Source organism: Afipia felis ATCC 53690 (assembly GCF_000314735.2).
Lineage (GTDB): Bacteria > Pseudomonadota > Alphaproteobacteria > Rhizobiales > Xanthobacteraceae > Afipia > Afipia felis.
Genome location: NZ_KB375270.1, coordinates 1,264,597 through 1,281,307, shown reverse-complemented (window position 1 = coordinate 1,281,307; position 16,711 = coordinate 1,264,597). Strand labels below are relative to the sequence as shown.

Annotated in this window: 15 protein-coding genes; 14 read left to right on the top strand and 1 reads right to left on the bottom strand. The window is 60.6% G+C overall.

Annotation, left to right across the window (positions count from 1 at the left end):
- Positions 1-9: 9 nt before the first annotated feature.
- The 4 genes from HMPREF9697_RS06035 to HMPREF9697_RS06020 all read left to right on the top strand — a co-directional run bounded on the left by HMPREF9697_RS06035 (position 10) and on the right by HMPREF9697_RS06020 (position 7,033).
- Positions 10-453: an NlpC/P60 family protein gene (locus HMPREF9697_RS06035; RefSeq protein WP_002716283.1), complete on the top strand. Its 444-nt coding sequence runs from the start codon at positions 10-12 to the stop codon at positions 451-453.
- Positions 453-4,322 (top strand): baseplate multidomain protein megatron, encoded by a 3,870-nt coding sequence (locus tag HMPREF9697_RS06030; RefSeq protein ID WP_002716282.1) that lies wholly within the window; start codon positions 453-455, stop codon positions 4,320-4,322. The genes HMPREF9697_RS06035 and HMPREF9697_RS06030 overlap by 1 nt, the downstream gene beginning before the upstream one ends.
- A gap of 6 nt (positions 4,323-4,328) precedes the next feature.
- On the top strand, positions 4,329-5,765 hold the full coding sequence (locus HMPREF9697_RS06025; protein ID WP_002716281.1) for a DUF2793 domain-containing protein: 1,437 nt from the start codon (positions 4,329-4,331) through the stop codon (positions 5,763-5,765).
- A gap of 137 nt (positions 5,766-5,902) precedes the next feature.
- Complete coding sequence (locus tag HMPREF9697_RS06020) at positions 5,903-7,033, top strand: glycosyltransferase (protein WP_002716280.1); 1,131 nt, start codon at positions 5,903-5,905, stop codon at positions 7,031-7,033.
- Here HMPREF9697_RS06020 and HMPREF9697_RS06015 read toward each other — a convergent pair.
- A complete protein-coding gene (locus HMPREF9697_RS06015) occupies positions 7,004-8,113 on the bottom strand; it encodes an acyltransferase family protein (protein ID WP_002716279.1) in 1,110 nt (369 codons plus the stop codon). The genes HMPREF9697_RS06020 and HMPREF9697_RS06015 overlap by 30 nt on opposite strands.
- Before the next feature lie 203 nt (positions 8,114-8,316).
- Here HMPREF9697_RS06015 and HMPREF9697_RS06010 point away from each other — a divergent pair, with 203 nt between their 5' ends.
- The 10 genes from HMPREF9697_RS06010 (at position 8,317) to ccmI (ending at position 16,680) form a co-directional block, all read left to right on the top strand.
- Positions 8,317-9,561: a hypothetical protein gene (locus tag HMPREF9697_RS06010; RefSeq protein ID WP_002716278.1), complete on the top strand. Its 1,245-nt coding sequence runs from the start codon at positions 8,317-8,319 to the stop codon at positions 9,559-9,561.
- 125 nt (positions 9,562-9,686) lie between these two features.
- Positions 9,687-10,217, top strand: coding sequence for a lysozyme (locus tag HMPREF9697_RS06005; RefSeq protein WP_002716277.1), 531 nt, complete (start codon positions 9,687-9,689; stop codon positions 10,215-10,217).
- 119 nt (positions 10,218-10,336) lie between these two features.
- Positions 10,337-10,579, top strand: a complete 243-nt coding sequence (locus HMPREF9697_RS06000; RefSeq protein ID WP_002716276.1) for a Pam3-gp28 family putative phage holin — start codon at positions 10,337-10,339, stop codon at positions 10,577-10,579.
- Between the two features lie 29 nt (positions 10,580-10,608).
- Positions 10,609-11,001, top strand: a complete 393-nt coding sequence (locus HMPREF9697_RS05995; protein ID WP_002716275.1) for a hypothetical protein — start codon at positions 10,609-10,611, stop codon at positions 10,999-11,001.
- Position 11,002: 1 nt separating this feature from the next.
- Positions 11,003-11,254 (top strand): hypothetical protein, encoded by a 252-nt coding sequence (locus tag HMPREF9697_RS05990; RefSeq protein ID WP_002716274.1) that lies wholly within the window; start codon positions 11,003-11,005, stop codon positions 11,252-11,254.
- Positions 11,255-11,420: 166 nt separating this feature from the next.
- Positions 11,421-11,735, top strand: coding sequence for a PilZ domain-containing protein (locus HMPREF9697_RS05985; protein WP_002716273.1), 315 nt, complete (start codon positions 11,421-11,423; stop codon positions 11,733-11,735).
- A gap of 139 nt (positions 11,736-11,874) precedes the next feature.
- Positions 11,875-12,552: a response regulator transcription factor gene (locus HMPREF9697_RS05980; RefSeq protein WP_002716272.1), complete on the top strand. Its 678-nt coding sequence runs from the start codon at positions 11,875-11,877 to the stop codon at positions 12,550-12,552.
- Positions 12,542-13,927 carry a sensor histidine kinase gene (locus tag HMPREF9697_RS05975; RefSeq protein ID WP_002716271.1) on the top strand — a complete coding sequence of 462 codons (1,386 nt, stop codon included), beginning with the start codon at positions 12,542-12,544 and terminating at the stop codon, positions 13,925-13,927. The genes HMPREF9697_RS05980 and HMPREF9697_RS05975 overlap by 11 nt, the downstream gene beginning before the upstream one ends.
- Before the next feature lie 148 nt (positions 13,928-14,075).
- Positions 14,076-15,461 carry a hypothetical protein gene (locus HMPREF9697_RS05970; protein WP_002716269.1) on the top strand — a complete coding sequence of 462 codons (1,386 nt, stop codon included), beginning with the start codon at positions 14,076-14,078 and terminating at the stop codon, positions 15,459-15,461.
- A 115-nt stretch (positions 15,462-15,576) separates the two neighbouring features.
- Positions 15,577-16,680: a c-type cytochrome biogenesis protein CcmI gene (gene ccmI / locus HMPREF9697_RS05965; RefSeq protein ID WP_002716268.1), complete on the top strand. Its 1,104-nt coding sequence runs from the start codon at positions 15,577-15,579 to the stop codon at positions 16,678-16,680.
- Positions 16,681-16,711: the final 31 nt, after the last annotated feature.

Genomic DNA, 16,711 nt, shown 5'->3' with positions numbered 1-16,711 from the left:
GTGTAAACCATGGCTTCTCTTGTGACCCGCGCTGCCATCGTTGCAGAGGCGCGGAGCTGGCTCGGTACGCGCTATCGCCATCAGGCGTCGCTGAAGCATGTCGGCTGCGATTGTCTTGGGCTCGTGCGTGGCGTCTGGCGCAACTGCATCGGCGATGAGCCCGAGCTGCCACCGCCTTACGCGCCGGATTGGGCCGAGGCGCATGGCGAGGAAACACTGGCGCAGGCGGCGATGCGGCATCTCGTGAGAGTCGAAGCATCTGAGATCGGCGCAGGCGACGTGCTGCTGTTTCGCTGGCGCGAGGGCCTCATTGCCAAGCATGTCGCGATCGCGAGCGGCGAGGGCACCATGATCCACGCCCATGATGGCGCGGCCGTCTGCGAAATTGCGCTGACGCCGTGGTGGCAGCGGCACCTTGCCTATGCGTTTCGCTTTCCGGGAGTCATCGAATAATGGCGGCGCTGGTTCTTTCCGTGGCGGGCGGCGCGGCCGGTGCCGTGTTCGGCCCAGTGGGCGCCATTGCCGGGCGCATCGTCGGCGCGCTCGCGGGCAACATGATCGATCAGGCGCTGTTCGGCTCAACAGCGCGCAGCATCACCGGGCCAAGGCTCGCCGATCTCGATGTGATGGCCTCGACAGAAGGCGCGCCGATCCCGCGCTTATACGGACGTGCGCGGCTGTCGGGGCAGGTGATCTGGGCGACGCGACTGGAGGAAGTTGTTTCCACCAGCAGCCAGAGCGCGGGCGGCAAGGGCGGCATTGGCGGCGCGACGGCGACGACGACCACCACGACCTATTCCTATTTCGCCAATTTCGCTGTCGGCCTGTGTGAAGGCGAGATCGGCAGCGTCGGGCGTATCTGGGCCGATGGCGATCTGCTCGACACTTCGACGCTGGTGTTGCGTGTGCATCGCGGCAGCGAGGATCAGGCGCCGGACGATCTGATCGTGGCGAAGGAGGGCGCGGCGAATGCGCCCGCCTATCGCGGGCTTGCTTATGTGGTGTTCGAGCGATTGCCGTTGGCGCAATTCGGCAACCGCATTCCGCAACTGTCGTTCGAGATCGTGCGACCGGTTGGCGAGCTTGAGCGCATGACGCGCACGGTGACGCTCATTCCGGGCTCCACCGAATTCGGTTACGAGACCTCCGCGGTCGTTCGTGTGCTCGGTCCTGGTCAGTCGGCGCCGGAAAACCGTCACGTCACCACGGCGTCTTCCGATGTGGTGGCATCGCTCGACGATCTGCAGGCGACGTGTCCAAACCTCGAGCGTGTCGCCATTGTGGTCGCATGGTTTGGCAGTGATCTGCGCGCGGGTGCGTGCAGGATCAGGCCCGGCATCGACAATGCGATCAAGGTGACATCCGGCGGCACATGGTCGGTTGCGGGTGTGACGCGGCCAAACGCCTATCTCGTTTCAAGCGTCGACGGCGTTCCGTCCTATGGCGGCACGCCGTCCGACGACAGTGTCAGGCACCTGATCGCGGAATTGAAGGCGCGCGGACTCAAAGTGACGGTGTATCCGTTCCTGATGATGGATATTCCGCCGGGCAACGCGCTGCCCGATCCCTGGACCGGCGCGCCCACGCAGCCAGCCTATCCGTGGCGCGGACACATCACTTGCGATCCCGCGCCCGGCGTGAGCGGTTCGCCGCAGGGGACTGCAGCAGCAACCGACCAGGTTGCGCAATTCTTCTCCGGCGGCGGTACGAGCGGATGGAATTATCGCCGCATGATTTTGCACTATGCATCGCTGGCTGCGTCCTGCGGTGGCGTGGATGCATTTCTGATCGGCTCCGAACTGAAGGCGCTGACGCGGGTGCGCTCCGGCGCGGGTGTCTATCCGGTGGTGACGGCGCTCGCCACGTTGGCGGCGGACGTGAAGGCTATCGTCGGGCCGTCGACGCTTGTGACATACGGCGCGGACTGGACTGAATACGGAGCGGACGTGGTGACGCCGGATGCTTCCGAGGTGCGCTTTCCGCTGGATGCGCTATGGGCATCGCCCGCCATCGATGCGGTCGGCATCGACTACTATGCGCCGCTGTCTGACTGGCGCGACGAGGCCGGACATCTCGACGCGGCGGATGCTTCGACGATCTACGATCGTGGCTATCTCAAAAGCCGCCTGCAAAGCGGCGAGGCTTATGACTGGTACTACGCGGACGATATCGCACGTGTCGCACAGGCACGCAGTCCCATCACCGACGGTCTCGGAAAGCCGTGGACGTTTCGCGCCAAGGATATCTGGAACTGGTGGCGCAATGCTCATTACGAGCGGGTGGGCGGCGTGGAGCTCGGTGCGCCGACTGCGTGGCTCCCGTGCAGCAAGCCGATCTGGTTGACCGAGATCGGCTGCCCGGCGGTGGACAAGGGCGCGAACCAGCCGAGCGTGTTTCCTGATGCGAAGTCATCCGATGGTAACATCCCATATTTCTCGAACGGCCAGCGCGATGACCTGATCCAGCGTCGCATGCTCGAGGCGATGCTCGGCGCGTTCGACTCTGCGTTCGGCGGCGACGATACACACAATCCTGTTTCGCCTGTCTATGGCGGACGGATGATCGATATCTCCGGCATCCATCTGTGGACCTGGGACGCGCGGCCTTATCCGGTGTTTCCGCTCGCGAGTGATGTCTGGAATGATGCGCCGAACTGGCAGACCGGACACTGGCTGACCGGACGTCTCGGCGGCGCACCGCTCGATGCGACTGTGGCAGCGATTCTGAGCGATGCATCTGTCGAGGGTGTCGATGCGTCCGCGTTGCGCGACGGTTGCGACGGCTATGTCGTCGACCGGCCGATGACGCCGCGGGCGATGATCGAGCCGCTGACCGCGGCTTATGCGTTCGATGCGACAGCGGTGGGAGCCGATCTCGTGTTCGTCCCGCGCGGCGGAGCGCCGGTGATGGAGATTTCGGAAGATGATCTCGTCGATTCGGGGAAAGACGCACTGGCGGCACTGACGCGCGCGCAGGAGACGGAGCTGCCGCGCGAGGTGAGTTTCGGCTACACCGACGCTTCGGTGGATTACCGCCGCGCGGCCGTCACGTCGCGGCGACTGATTGGCGGCGCGAACCGGGCGTTGCATTCGGATCTTGCCGTCGTCACCAGCGATGCTGCCGCCACACGTCGCGCGGATATCTGGCTGCAGGACCTCTGGGCCGGGCGGGAGAGCATTTCGTTCGCGCTCGGCGTGGATCATCTCACCTTGATGCCGGGCGATGTCGTCGGCGTCACGATCAAGGGCAGGCGGCGGCTTTATGAGGTGAGCGAACTGATCGATACCGAGCAGCGGCAGGCCCGTGCGCGTAGCATCGATCCCGATATTTTCAACGTGCCGCTGCCGTTGCCGCGCCTGAGCACGCCGACGATCCCGCCTGCGCTCGGCCCGGTGCAGGCACTCGCGCTCGATCTGCCGATGCTGGACTCATCCGACCCGCCGGTGCTGACGCGCCTTGCGGTGTTCGCAAGCCCGTGGCCCGGTCCGGTCACGGTGTGGCGCTCACCGGACGGCTTGAGCTTCGAGCGTGCGGCGACGGCCTACGTCCCTTCCGTGATGGGTGAGACGCTCGACCCACTGCCGGCTGGTCCGGTCGCCTGCTGGGATCGCGGCAGCGAGGTGCGTGTGCGGCTTTACGGCGGTGCTCTGACGTCGCTGGCCGATGCCAATGTGCTCAACGGCGCCAATGCGGCGGCGGTGATGAACGCGGACGGCGCATGGGAGGTGATCCAGTTCGCGCAGGCCGAACTTGTCGATGACAAGACCTATCGGTTGAGTCGGTTGCTGCGCGGGCAGGCTGGGAGCGAATATGCGATTGCGGTGCCGTTGCCTGCGGGGGCACCTTTCGTGCTGCTCGACGATCATCTGATCGAGATCGCGCGTGGCATCGGCGCGCTGGATCGGTCGGTCGATCTGCGGATCGTCGCCACGGGGCGCAGTCACGACGACCCGTCCGCGCTTGCGATGACGCTGGTGCCGCAGCCGGCGGCATTGATGCCGCTTGCGCCGGTGCATCTGCGCGCCACGCGGGAAAGTGGCGGCAACATCGCGATGTCCTGGATCAGGCGCACCCGCAAGGACGGCGACGCTTGGGGCGTCGAGGTGCCGCTCGGCGAGGATGCTGAGGCCTACGAGATCGACATCATGTTGGGCGGCACCGTGAAGCGCACGCTTTCGGTGAACGTGCCCGCTGCAACATATGTCGCGTCGGATGAAGCCGCCGATTTCGGCGGGCCGCAGACAAGCCTCACCATTCGGGTCTTCCAGCTTTCCAGTGCGGTTGGCCGCGGCCGTCCCGCGCAATCCACCTTCGCGCTTTGAGGTCATATGACAGAGACAATCAATCTTGGCCTGCCATTCATCGATGGCAGCCAGGCGCAGAAACATGTCACGCATAACGAGGCGTTGCGGATTCTGGACGATGCGATCCAGATCGCGGTGCGCGATGCCACGCTCGTCCTGCCGCCATCGTCGCCCATTGATGGCGAGCGACATATCGTCGCGAATGGGGCAGGCGGCGCGTGGGTCGGGCATGGTAATGCGGTGGCGACGTGGGAGACCAATGCGTGGCGTTTTCTCATGCCGAAAGCCGGATGGTGCGTTTGGTCAATCGCAGATGATGCGTTGCTGGTGTTCGACGGCAGCAACTGGATTCCGGTGACGGTCGCAGGCGGGGCCGCTTTTTCATCCGACAATCTGCCGCATCTCGGTATCAACACGGCCGCAGTCGAGACAAACCTCCTCACCGTTCGTTCGGACGACGTGCTGTTTCATGCGATCGACTCAGATGATGACGGTACCGGCGACATCCGGTTGCAACTGTCGAAAGAGACGGCGGAGAATACGGCCTCGGTTGTGTTCGCCAACGCGTTTTCCGGTCGTGCCGAATTCGGCCTCACGGGCGACGACGATTTCCATCTCAAGGTGAGCGCGGATGGGACCGCGTGGCGTGACGCGTTGAGGTTTGAGCGGACGACGGGGCGGGTTTCTTTTCCATCGGGCGGCGCACGCGAGCTTCTCACCGCCAACCGCATCTATTACGTGTCCACGACTGGAAGTGACAGCAACAACGGTCTCTCGTCGAGCGAGCCGTTCCTGACCATCGCGAAAGCGCTCACTGTCGCACTCAATACGCTTGATTTTGTCGGCTTTACCGTCACCATCCAGCTCGCTGACGGAAGTTATACCGGCTCGTCGGTTGCGATCGGTGCCGGCGTCGGCGTGATCTCGCCGTCCAGCCTGGTCATTCGCGGAAACAGCACGACGCCGGCCAACGTGAAGGTGACGGGGACGGCCACGACGTTCGCCGCGCAGAGTGCGAACGCAATTTGCACGGTTCTCGACATGGAGATTTCATCGTCTTCTGGTTCGTGCCTCGCCGCGGCTGCAGGAGGACAGATTTACTTTGGCAATGTTAGGTTCGGCACCGCTCCCGGCGGCCAGATCACCGTCACGGAAGGCGGCGTTGTCCAGGCTGTCGGAGACTATGCGATCATCGCCGGATCATCCTATCATGCCCAGGTTGCCGGCGGTCTGTTCCGTAACCAGGGACGAGCCGTGACGCTCTCAGGTGTGCCCGCATTCACCAATGCATTTATCGGATGTAGCCGCTGCGGTTCGGCTATCGCGTTCGGAAGCACATACGCCGGTTCGGCGACAGGTAAGCCATATGACGTCAATACAAACGGCGTTCTGCTTACGTTTGGCGGAACGTTACCCGGAAATGCGTCCGCCACGACGGCATCGGGAGGGCAGGTCGGATGACGGAGTCTCTCTCGCGCGCTGGGTGCTGGATACTTGTTGAGCGAGACTGACGAGGTAATTGGAAAAGCAAAGCTCGGGATATAGGATTAGCAGGAATCTGAAAATTCATTCAGCCGTGCTTCATTTGAAAAGAGATTATGGGCGTTATTTTCGAGCGTTTGGCTCATTTGGTACGGCCTCCGATCCGAATTCGACTCATTATGGCGGCGACGTCAGTCGGATTCCAGGCTGCTTTCCGCGAAGAGGTGCTGATCGAATGGCTTCAGACGCAGGGTTATGATGCTATCGCGTTTCGCTGCTATCCTCATGATATCCCAAAGCCTGAGGATACAGGTTTAATCAGGCATTTCCCGTCGGACGGGCCGGTTGCCTATGACCAGCTATCAACGTCTGCAGCTCTCACCCAAGAAGCAATTGCGGACAAACCAGATATCGTTGTCATTCGTGCCGCAGACTACGCGGTATGTCATACGACAGTCGAAGCGCTGCCTGAAACGACTCCCGTCATTCTTATTTGCGGTGGGGAATCACGGCATCCGGCTATCGATCAAAGGGTTGATTATGTTCTGCAGGAATACGAAGGACAGGCCGATCCAAGCTTATTCCCGAGACTAAAAGGGATCTCGGTCTTCCCTAAATTCGTCAATTGGTCCGCCGTCGAAACGGCGAAAGGCAAATCGAAGGTCTACGATATCGTCAATGTGGGGTCGTTCGAGGGGCGAAAAAATCATACAGCCTTGCTGTCGTTAGGTGAGAAATTCAGGTGCTGCTTCGTTGGAAGCGGCCCTCTGAAATCCGAGATTGAGGCGCAAGCGGCGTCTCTGAATTCGAAGAATTTTGATTTTGTAGGTCAGTGCTCAGGTCCTGACGTTTATCAGTATGTCGCCAGTTCGCGAATTATGGTTCACCCCTCGACTTATGAAGGTTTCCCCCGAGTTTTTGCGGAATCGCTGGCGATGGGTGTGCCTGTTGTGGCGCTCAAGTCGACCTTTTCCCGCGTTGCTCCTGTTCCGGGAATCTTTCTGACGGAGATCGAGGAGTTGTCGGCGACGGTAGATCGTCTTCTCGCCAGAAGCGAGGGCGACACGGCAATTGAAGACGCGGCGAGAGCATATGCGGTTGCGAATTATCAGACGGCACGCATTTTCGATGTGTTCTTGCAGGCGGTAAAAGAGGTCAAACCACGGCGTTTGTGGTGGCCGCACCCGCTCACGTCGGCGCGGCGAGAGCGACTGTTGTTACGCTGGCGTGATGGCTTCCTTGGATGAAGAAGCTTCTCGAAGTCTTTGTGCCAGCTTGCGACCAAGCAGCATCCCCGGCTTTTCGACTGTCACATTCACTATTGCGGAAATCGCAATGGAGACCGGAATAAACGGGATCAGCGCGACGACCATCTGACCGTTTGTCAGTGATGCGCTGAACCTTGTGATGATCCACATTGTCAGCCCGAGCACGATGATGTGGACCAGGTAAATCGAATAAGACAGGCTACCGAGATATCTCGCCGGTTTGTTCGAAAAGATTGCGTCGAATATCTTCAAACTCCGGCGGCTGACAAGGCACGTATAGAAAATTCCCCATACGATGATCGGGCTTGGGTTCAGATAAAGAAGAGCCATCATCGATATGGCCAGGGCCATTTTTGGTGCCCACGATGCTTCCGGTTTTTCGATCGAGAGTCGCGAGGTGATGCCGATCAGGAAGTATCCGCATGCGCCGACAATGGTCGAGTAGCGGTAGTAATGGCCGAACACGCCGCGATCGTATGCAAACATCAATGCTGCGCAGATCAGAAGAAGGAAAATCGAACCGTTTGGCTTGCGCGCAAGCCAGATAGCGGCCGGCGCCAACAGATAGAACTGCCACTCGAGAGAAGTGCTCCATGCCGTCCCGACAAATGATCCGTCCGAGCCGGGCAGAAATTTGTCCGGTATTGCTCCATGAAGCATGGATGCGTGGGCAAGAATGTGAACTGTCGGGTTAGCATAAATGCTGGCTTCGCGGTTCTTTAAAAGATCGGCGATCCCAATTGTTCCCGGAGCCTTCGTAAGCGCATCAATGAACAGATCGTAGGTGAGCCAACCAAACAAACAGGCGACGACCAGGACGGGCCAGAGGCGAAAGAAGCGCCGCGTAATGTAAGGCAGGTACGGTTCGGGCCGCTCGATCATCATGTGAGTGATGACGAAACCACTCAGGATGATGAATACGTCTACAGCCTTCGTTGCCCCCGTAAACAGCGCAACAGGTCTCGATAGGGTGATTCCGGAGTATCCAATGAGGTGGCCGACCAGCACCCAGAGCGCGAGATAACCGCGCAGTCCTTCAATTTGGTCAAATCGCTTCATTTGCCGAGAGTTTCGCCCCAGATTCGAAAACCGTACCGCCGACCACGGCAAATACCAACATTCAATAAGGAGGCACACCGGCCTGTTCCGCTCTTATCGGAACCATGCGCGAGTAGGCTGCGACATCCATGGAATTGCATTCGGTGGGCATCGGCGTTTATTTTATGAGCCTATAATTTATCGACAACGACACAGTTTTTTACATGACCGAGATTGCACCACTTCCGGTTTATCTGGAGGAATGGACTCCTCGCCGCATTGCGGTCCGCGTTGACAAAGGCTCGGCAGAGAACAGCTTTTATTTTCAGTCTCCTGCGGATTTGTGGCCGTCGGCTCCGCCTGCAACGCTGGATTTTGCGGCGGTCGCTCTTGCTCAGTTCGCTTCATCGCAAGGTCGCGACTTACATATTCATGGGCTGATGACCCGCACGCAGGCGCGGAATTTGGAGCGATTCATCGAGATTTGGTCGGTGTGGCGTCCGGATCGGTACAGGCCGATCAATGTCCTTGCGGATGGCTGGCAACATGCCTCGGAGCCCAGCTCGTTCGATTCGGCGGTCCTGGCGTTCAGCGGCGGCGTCGATGCGACTGCGACGCTGATCCTCCACAACGACCGGAAGCTTTCGAGCGCGATGCCGCGAGTGGGGTTAGGCGTGTTCGTGGGCGGATTGGACGTCAGTAATGAGGATCAATCCGGACAAAGAACGGCGTTTTCTTCCGCGCAGGGAACCTTGTCGGCCTTCAACGCTGAGGCTGCATTCGTGTCCACGAATTGGAGGGATCATTTCTGTCCCAATTGGGATGACGGACATAGTTCGATTCTGTCAGGCGTCATGCGCACCTTCGAACAGAAGTGCGGCGCGGGAATCATCGCGAGCGATGCCAGTTATCTGGAGGATTTATCCGTTGGCCTGTTTGGAAATCACATGGCCATGAACTATCTGCTCGGATCTTCGTCGTTCGCGATATTTCAGGGCGGTGGCACACTGACCCGTGTGGAGCGGGTGAGAGAGATTTGCAGCTATAGTGTTGCTCTGAAGAATCTCAGGGTTTGCTATCAATCGCATGCTAAGGGTCGAAATTGCGGGAGATGCAAGAAATGCATTTTCACGCGGATGGCGGTTGTCGCGTGCGGTCATGAGCCGCACGAATTATTTGACACAGAGTTCGATGCGGAAGATGTCGAGAGGATCACCATCGGCATTCACGGTTGGATTTATCTGAATGACATATTGAATCATTTGCCTCAGTCAGATCCTCACCATTCGAAATTGTGGGCTTTGCGAGAACGGGAAAGTGAGAAATTCGTATCCACGAAACATCCGTCACTGACGGGAAAACATAGATCGATGTTTGAAGAAATCTCTGAATGCCGTGCGCGCATTTCGGAGATGGAAAATTCGAAGAGCTGGCGCATCACAAGGCCGCTTCGCGCACTAGGCTTCTGAGGAGATTGGGGTCGGTCCTCCGATCCGATCTTAAAGGGCCGTCCCATGCGTCATGGCTGCTGTATTTCACAGCGGCCCGCGCCCGGATCAGTTTTGAACTGACTTTCAAAATTAGGATTTAAGCAATGCCTAACGCTGCTTCGGTGGCGCGCGTCGTCGTGCCTATGGGGATGAGCAAAAGCGGTCTTGAACTTGTGAAGGCGTTCGAGAGTTGCATGGCACGTGTGAAAGGCAGGCCAGGCTGCTTTCGTTCTTATCGGGACAGTGCCGGCGTGCTCACTATCGGGTGGGGACACACCAATCATCATCTGCCGCGGTTCGATGGAAAGGCGATCTGGACTCAGGCCGAGTGCGATACGGCATTGGCTGGGGATATGGAGACATTCGAGCGGCACGTCCAGCAGCTTTGCAACGTCTCGCTCGAACAGCATGAATTCGATGCGCTGGTGTCGTGGTCGTTCAACACGGGTGGGCCGGTGAGCGCCACGCTCTGGAAGAAGCTCAACGCAGGAAACAAGGTCGCGGTGCCGAATGAGCTTGCGAAGTGGAGCAGGGCGGGAGGCCGCGTGCTGGCTGGCCTGACACGCCGTCGCAAGGCGGAAGGGCTGATGTTTGCCGGCGACGTAAAAGGCGCGCTCGCGCTGGCGCGGTCTTGACAGATCAGGACACGAGGCTCGGCGCCGCACGCACGGGAATGTAGCGGCGATCCACCCCAAAACGGCCTTCTACTGCGCCTGACGGTGTCAGGCAGTTCGATGCATTCAAAGGAGGAAACATGACGTCAGACACGATCTGGCAGCTCGTTCGCTATGTGCTGCTGCTGGCCTTCGGACCGCTCGTCACCAAGGGATATCTGTCGTCCGACCAGGTCACGACGCTGATCGGCGCGCTCGGCTCGATCATCACTGTCGGTTGGGGCGTGTGGGTGAAGTACGGCACCAGAACCACCACCGCCGATGCTGCCGCTAGGCCTTCAGTTCCGGTCGTCAGCGCGGCGACCGGCACCGTCAAACAGTAACCCTTGCTCACATTCGAAAGGACGACCTCATGCGAAAGCTTCTTGCCGTCGCAGCGATGGCCTGCGGTCTCGCGCTTGCGGGCTGCCAGACGACGCTGCCGTCGCTCGATATTTCCAATGCCGTGGCACTCAATACCATCTATGGCATCGAGAACGCCTACGGCATCGCCGTCAATGCCGCGAATGCCTACAAGGCTCTGCCGTTGTGCCGGACCGGCACGCGGCCGAGCGCGACGAACATCTGTGCGAAGCGTTCGGTGATCGTGAATCTGCAAAGCGCGATGAGCAGGGCGCGACTTGCGGTGAACAACGCGGTCGCGTTTCAGAAAGCCTATCCCACTCTCGACGTGACCAATGTCGTTGCGGCCGCGCAGGCTGCACTGAGCGACGTTCAGGCCGTCCTTGCTTCAGGAGCGAACTGACATGGTGACCGCAGCAGAAATCCAGGCCGGTGTGGCGATCGCGGAAGCCATCGTTAGTGCCATCGTCAAGGTCGCACCTGCGATCCAAGAGGGCGTTGTATCGTCTCTGCCTTATGTGCAGGCGATCTCCGGGCTCATGCAGGGGACCAACGCGACGCAGGAGCAGATCGACGCCACTCTCGCTCAGATCAATGCGGCAACCGATGAATTCTTGAAAACACTGCCGCCCGACGATGGCACCACTGCGACATAATGCGTCGGGTCTGATCGTGGTATTTCGGCACCGCCATCGGCGCGCTCTGCCGAAATACGTGCCGTAAATACCCGCAAGTGGTCGGCCACAATCGTACCATTTAAGCGATTTTTCAATTTCATACTTTATTCATAGAGCAACCTCATTCAGCACCTTGGTATTTGAGATGGAGCAGCAGAAGCAGAGGCGCAAAACGGAGCGCGTTCAGTTCGGCAAGGGCTTCGCCATGAAGATCATCGCCATCGATGGTTCATGGTATCGGACCTGCAACATTCTCGACGTGTCTGAAGACGGTGCACTGCTCCAGTTTCAGCAATCGCTGGGCGGCCTCGTTCTCGATGAATTCTTTCTGGCGTTGTCCTCGACCGGTGTCGCGTTTCGTCGCTGCAAGATGGCCTGGATCAATGGCGATCAGATGGGGGTCCACTTCATCAAGTCGAACGAGCGCCCTCCCGCCAAAGGCGGCAACCGCCCGGCCTGAAGCCGATCCGGCACCTTTCGAGCGGCTGCGCGTTCTCCTGACCAAAATGTAAGTTTTCCCGGGCGGGGCATTCATTTGCCATTCACGGCCGCGCGGGTCATCTTGAAGCTGTTCAGTTCAGGATGCCGGAGCGACCGCCTTGCGCCTTCTCGTTGTCGAAGATGACCCCGACCTCAACCGTCAGCTGACCGCCGCCCTGAGCGATGCGGGATATGTGGTCGACCGCGCCTTCGACGGGGAAGAGGGGCATTTCCTCGGCGAAAACGAGCCTTACGACGCCGTCGTGCTCGACATCGGGCTGCCGAAAATGGACGGTATTTCGGTGCTGGAATCCTGGCGGCGCAACAAGCGGGTGATGCCGGTCCTCATCCTCACGGCGCGTGACCGCTGGAGCGACAAGGTGCAGGGCTTCGATGCCGGCGCCGACGATTATGTCGCCAAGCCTTTTCATCTGGAAGAAGTGCTGGCGCGCATTCGAGCGTTGCTGCGCCGCTCGACCGGCCATGCCCAGAGCGAACTGTCCTGTGGCCCGGTCGTGCTTGATACCCGCACCGGCCGTGTGACGGTGGATGGCAATCCCATCAAGATGACCTCTCACGAATACCGGCTGCTCGCGTATCTGATGCATCATGCCGGGCGCGTGGTGTCACGCACCGAACTCGTCGAGCATCTCTACGATCAGGATTTCGATCGCGATTCGAACACCATCGAAGTATTCGTTGGTCGCATCCGCAAGAAGCTCGACGTCGACATCATCCAGACCGTTCGCGGCCTCGGCTATCTGCTGGCGCCGCCGCCCACGACCGATGCGCGCTAATTCCCTCGCCATCCGGCTATTTTTGTCGGCGGCGGTCTGGGTTGCGCTCATTCTCACCGTCACGGGCTTCGCGCTCTCCTCGCTGTACAACCATTCGGTGGAGCGCGCCTTCGATCGTCGCCTCAACCTTTATTTGCGCACGCTGATCGCCGAGGTCGGCACACCGGACGATCCCAAGAATCCTGAAAAGAGCATTCCCGCGCTGGGCGAGCCGTTGTTTGAACTGCCGCTGTCGGGCTGGTACTGGCAGATCGAAAGCATCGATTCCAGCAAGCAGGAAGCGCGTGCGTCGCGTTCGCTATGGGATGCGACGCTGCCGCGTCTCGACGAGAAGAGCATTCCTCTTACGGCGTCAGGTGTTCGGCTTGGTTACGTCAAGGGACCGGAAGACCAGCCGCTGCGCATGGTGGAGCGGCCGATCGACCTTGGCAGCGATGGCAAATATCTGGTGACCGTGGCGGGCGACGCCAACGAAATTTTCGACGAGACACGATTGTTCGACTGGTATCTCGGTGGCACGTTCGCTGCGCTGGCTGCTGTTCTCCTGCTGACCACGATCTTTCAGGTTCGCTTCGGCCTCGCGCCGCTCAAGCGCATTTCCAATGCGCTCGCTGATATCCGCTCCGGCAAGGCCGAGCGGCTGGAAGGGCGTTTCCCCGTCGAGATCGCGCCACTCGCGCGCGAGACCAACGCTCTGCTCGATGCGAACCGCGCCATCGTCGAGCGCGCGCGTACCCATGTCGGCAATCTCGCCCACGCGATCAAGACGCCGCTGTCGGTCATTATCAACGAAGCCAACACGCACGGCTCCGATCCGTTCGCGGCCAAGATTCTGGAGCAGGGCGATGTCATGCGCAGCCAGGTCGCTCATCATCTGGAGCGCGCGCGTATCGCCGCACGGCTGACGGTGGTGGCCACCATCACGGAGATCGAACCCGTGATCGAAGGGCTGGTGCGGACGATGGAGAAAATCCACCGCGACCGGGGCATCGTGATCGACTGGGAGGTCGCCGAGGGGGCAAAGTTTCGCGGCGAGCGGCAGGACCTCGAGGAAATGGTCGGCAACCTGATCGACAATGCCTGCAAATGGGCGGGGCGTCGGGTCCGGATCGGCGTCTCGGTGGTTCCCCCGGGGGACGACGAACTGGACCCCACGCTCCATATCGTCGTCGACGACGATGGAAAGGGCCTGTCAGTTGCCGAGCGTGCGCAAATCGTCCGGCGCGGGCAGCGGCTGGACGAATCGAAGCCCGGTTCGGGGTTGGGACTCGCCATTGTTGTTGATCTGGCAGGGCTTTACGGCGGGAACTTGAAGTTCGATAGCGCCCCGATGGGCGGCTTGCGGGCCGAGCTGGGGTTGCCCGGGGTGGTGTGACCATCCGCTAACACCTTGACCGGGCTTGAGATCGCGGGGCCGGGTCGGCGACAGGCGGCGGTCAGCCCTAACGTGAAATTAACGACGTGCGGGGTAAGGCTGAGAGAAGTGTCGCCCCGTCCCGGCGGCTGGCAGTGTTTATGCATCGATGGGTCCCTCGTCACTCGAACGCCTGAGAGAATTTCTCGCGCAGCTGCCGCCAAAATCACAGGCGCTGCTGATGCGGGAGTTCGAGCGCGCCATCGAGCGCGGCGGCGAGGACGCGACCATCGCCAACATCGTTCTTGCCGAGTTGCGCAAGATCGTGCGCGCGCCCGATGAGAACGCTGCACCTCGTACTGATGATCCTGCACGCCTGCTGTTCACGCCCGTCGAGTCGTTCCTGATCGAGGGGACAGGCGCTGTGAGGCCGGGGCAGATCCGGCGATCCTCACTCGTTCCGGTCTGGCTGTGGCTGTCGCGCGAAGGCACGCCGACCGAGGTTCAGGCCTATGAGGCGGTGCTGAAGAATCCGCAGGCCACGGCGGCCGAGATCGACCGCGCCGTTCGCCACATGCAGCTCGCGGCGTCGCAGGCGATCGAGGCGGCGGCCAACGGCACCGACCGCCGCGGCTTCGGCCGCATCGGGACACCCGCCGCGGTGGAGGACATTCCCGCGATCGGCGCCGTTCTCAAGATTCGCGAATCCCTCGAAATTTTCGGTGCGCGCCTGCCGGGCCAGATTCGCGTTTTCACCGACGCGCAAATCGCCTCCGTCACGACGGCAATGAATATTCCCTCGCTGCAAACCCCGCAGGCGCTGCCTTTCGCGCTGTCGGTCGTGATGCAGCGGCTGATGTTTCCCTGGCAGATCATCCGCGTCAGCATCTCGGTGGCGGCCTCCGACGACGAGGTTCGCGTAGCGAGCACGCCCTACGGCGTAGCCGTCACCATGGCGATCCACGATCTGTCACGTCTCGTGGGCGAACTGCGCAATGACGTCCGGCGCGGAAAGTTCGACGATACCGCCAATCTTCTGAAAGTCCTCCACGACGGTCTGCGTGGCTTGCGCACCGAGCTGGATATCCGCTCCGATTCGGCATGGGGTCGGCAGCTCTCATCGATGCGGGCTGAAATTTCGAACGCGCTCGATTCTGAAATTGGCTCCGTGCCTGGCCGCGTCCGGCGGTTGCTGCGCCAGCGGCCGGACAAGGACATCACCGCGAACAGCCGTATCGACGATATGGAGGTGGACGAGACCGCAGCGTTCATCGATTTCGTCGCGACCTGCCGCAATTATGCGGGCGAGCTTGCCATCAACGAGGTGACGCGGCGCACCTACAGCGATTTGCAGCAGTACATCGAGAAGGCGACGGAAGCGCTGGTGGAAACGCTTCGCGCGAGCGATGCCAGAACGAAACCGTTCCGCTATGCCCAGGCGCAGGCCGCGATACGCTTCTGCGAAGTGCTGTTCGGCCCCGATTATGCCTCGCTGATGAAGAAGGCGGTCGAGGTCGCGAGGTCCGGCGAGCGGAAATCTGCACGCAAAACCTGATTTTTTTGTTCTATGTCATTGAAATTGCTGTTTGCAAAGCTTGACTGCGCGTGGTGTAACCCCGCCGCATCCTGAAATCGGCCGGGCGTCGGCCTGTTCTGTGCGGAAACCCGGAATGTCGCTTTGGTTCATGCTCGCGTTGATGACGGCTGTGGCGGTCTTCGCGGTGCTGTGGCCGCTCGGGCGGCAGGTCAAACGCGGGCCGTCCGCCAGCGAAACCGTCGTCTATCAGGACCAGTTGGCCGAAGTGGCGCGCGATGCCGATGCCGGTCTGATCGGCCCGGTTGAGGCGGAGGCCGCACGAGTTGAGATTAGCCGTCGTCTGCTGGCCGCAGCCACAAGCGAAGAGGGCGGCACGCTTTCCGTCAGCCGAAGCTGGCGTCGCGCCGTGTCGATCGTCGCGCTGGTCGGACTGCCCTTGATTGCTGCCGGTCTTTACGTCCAGATCGGTTCGCCTTCGTTGCCCGATTTTCCGCTGGCCGCGCGCCAGCAGATGAAGCCGCAGGATGCCTCGATTGATCGTTTGGTTGAACGCGTGCAGGCGATCCTCGAAAAGAATCCCAAGGACGGGCGCGGCTGGAGCGTGCTGGCGCCGGTGTTGCTCAAGCTCGGCCGTGTCGACGAGGCTGTTCCGGCCTTCCGCAATGCGCTTGCCTATAATGAAGAGACCGCAGGCCGCCATTCCGATCTCGGCGAGGCGCTCACGGTGGCCGCAAATGGCGTGGTGACTGCGGAGGCAAAGGCCGAATTCGACCGCGCACTCGCGCTCGACCCGAACGAAAGCAAGGCCCGCTATTTCACCGGCGTTGCGATGGAGCAGGACGGCCAGCCCGCCAAGGCCGCCGACATCTGGCGTGCCATGCTGGCAAAAGCCCCGGCCGATGCGCCGTGGCGGCCGCTGGTTCAGGAGGCGCTGACGCGGGTATCCGGCAGCCGGCCTCCGGCTTTGTCCGAAGAGCAGATGTCGATGGCGAAGGGAATGGACGCTTCCGGCCGCACCGCCATGATCGAGGGCATGGTCGAGCGTCTGGCTGATCGTCTCAAAACGAACAAGGATGACGTCGAAGGATGGCTGCGGCTGGTGCGAGCCTATATGGTTCTTGGCGAGAAGGACAAAGCCAACGCCGCGCGCGACAATGCAAGGCAGGCTTTGGCCGACAATCCGGAACATTTGCGCCAGCTCAATGATGGCCTCAAGGGACTTGGAATAGACGGGTAGACATGATGCCGGAAACCGCGAATGACCGATC

Bases quoted from the DNA above. Each gene is read 5' to 3' on its own strand.
- HMPREF9697_RS06035 (WP_002716283.1), top strand. From the start codon at position 10: ATGGCTTCTCTTGTGACCCGCGCTGCCATCGTTGCAGAGGCGCGGAGC.
- HMPREF9697_RS06030 (WP_002716282.1), top strand. From the start codon at position 453: ATGGCGGCGCTGGTTCTTTCCGTGGCGGGCGGCGCGGCCGGTGCCGTG.
- HMPREF9697_RS06025 (WP_002716281.1), top strand. From the start codon at position 4,329: ATGACAGAGACAATCAATCTTGGCCTGCCATTCATCGATGGCAGCCAG.
- HMPREF9697_RS06020 (WP_002716280.1), top strand. From the start codon at position 5,903: ATGGGCGTTATTTTCGAGCGTTTGGCTCATTTGGTACGGCCTCCGATC.
- HMPREF9697_RS06015 (WP_002716279.1), bottom strand. From the start codon at position 8,113: ATGAAGCGATTTGACCAAATTGAAGGACTGCGCGGTTATCTCGCGCTC.
- HMPREF9697_RS06010 (WP_002716278.1), top strand. From the start codon at position 8,317: ATGACCGAGATTGCACCACTTCCGGTTTATCTGGAGGAATGGACTCCT.
- HMPREF9697_RS06005 (WP_002716277.1), top strand. From the start codon at position 9,687: ATGCCTAACGCTGCTTCGGTGGCGCGCGTCGTCGTGCCTATGGGGATG.
- HMPREF9697_RS06000 (WP_002716276.1), top strand. From the start codon at position 10,337: ATGACGTCAGACACGATCTGGCAGCTCGTTCGCTATGTGCTGCTGCTG.
- HMPREF9697_RS05995 (WP_002716275.1), top strand. From the start codon at position 10,609: ATGCGAAAGCTTCTTGCCGTCGCAGCGATGGCCTGCGGTCTCGCGCTT.
- HMPREF9697_RS05990 (WP_002716274.1), top strand. From the start codon at position 11,003: ATGGTGACCGCAGCAGAAATCCAGGCCGGTGTGGCGATCGCGGAAGCC.
- HMPREF9697_RS05985 (WP_002716273.1), top strand. From the start codon at position 11,421: ATGGAGCAGCAGAAGCAGAGGCGCAAAACGGAGCGCGTTCAGTTCGGC.
- HMPREF9697_RS05975 (WP_002716271.1), top strand. From the start codon at position 12,542: ATGCGCGCTAATTCCCTCGCCATCCGGCTATTTTTGTCGGCGGCGGTC.
- HMPREF9697_RS05970 (WP_002716269.1), top strand. From the start codon at position 14,076: ATGGGTCCCTCGTCACTCGAACGCCTGAGAGAATTTCTCGCGCAGCTG.
- ccmI (WP_002716268.1), top strand. From the start codon at position 15,577: ATGTCGCTTTGGTTCATGCTCGCGTTGATGACGGCTGTGGCGGTCTTC.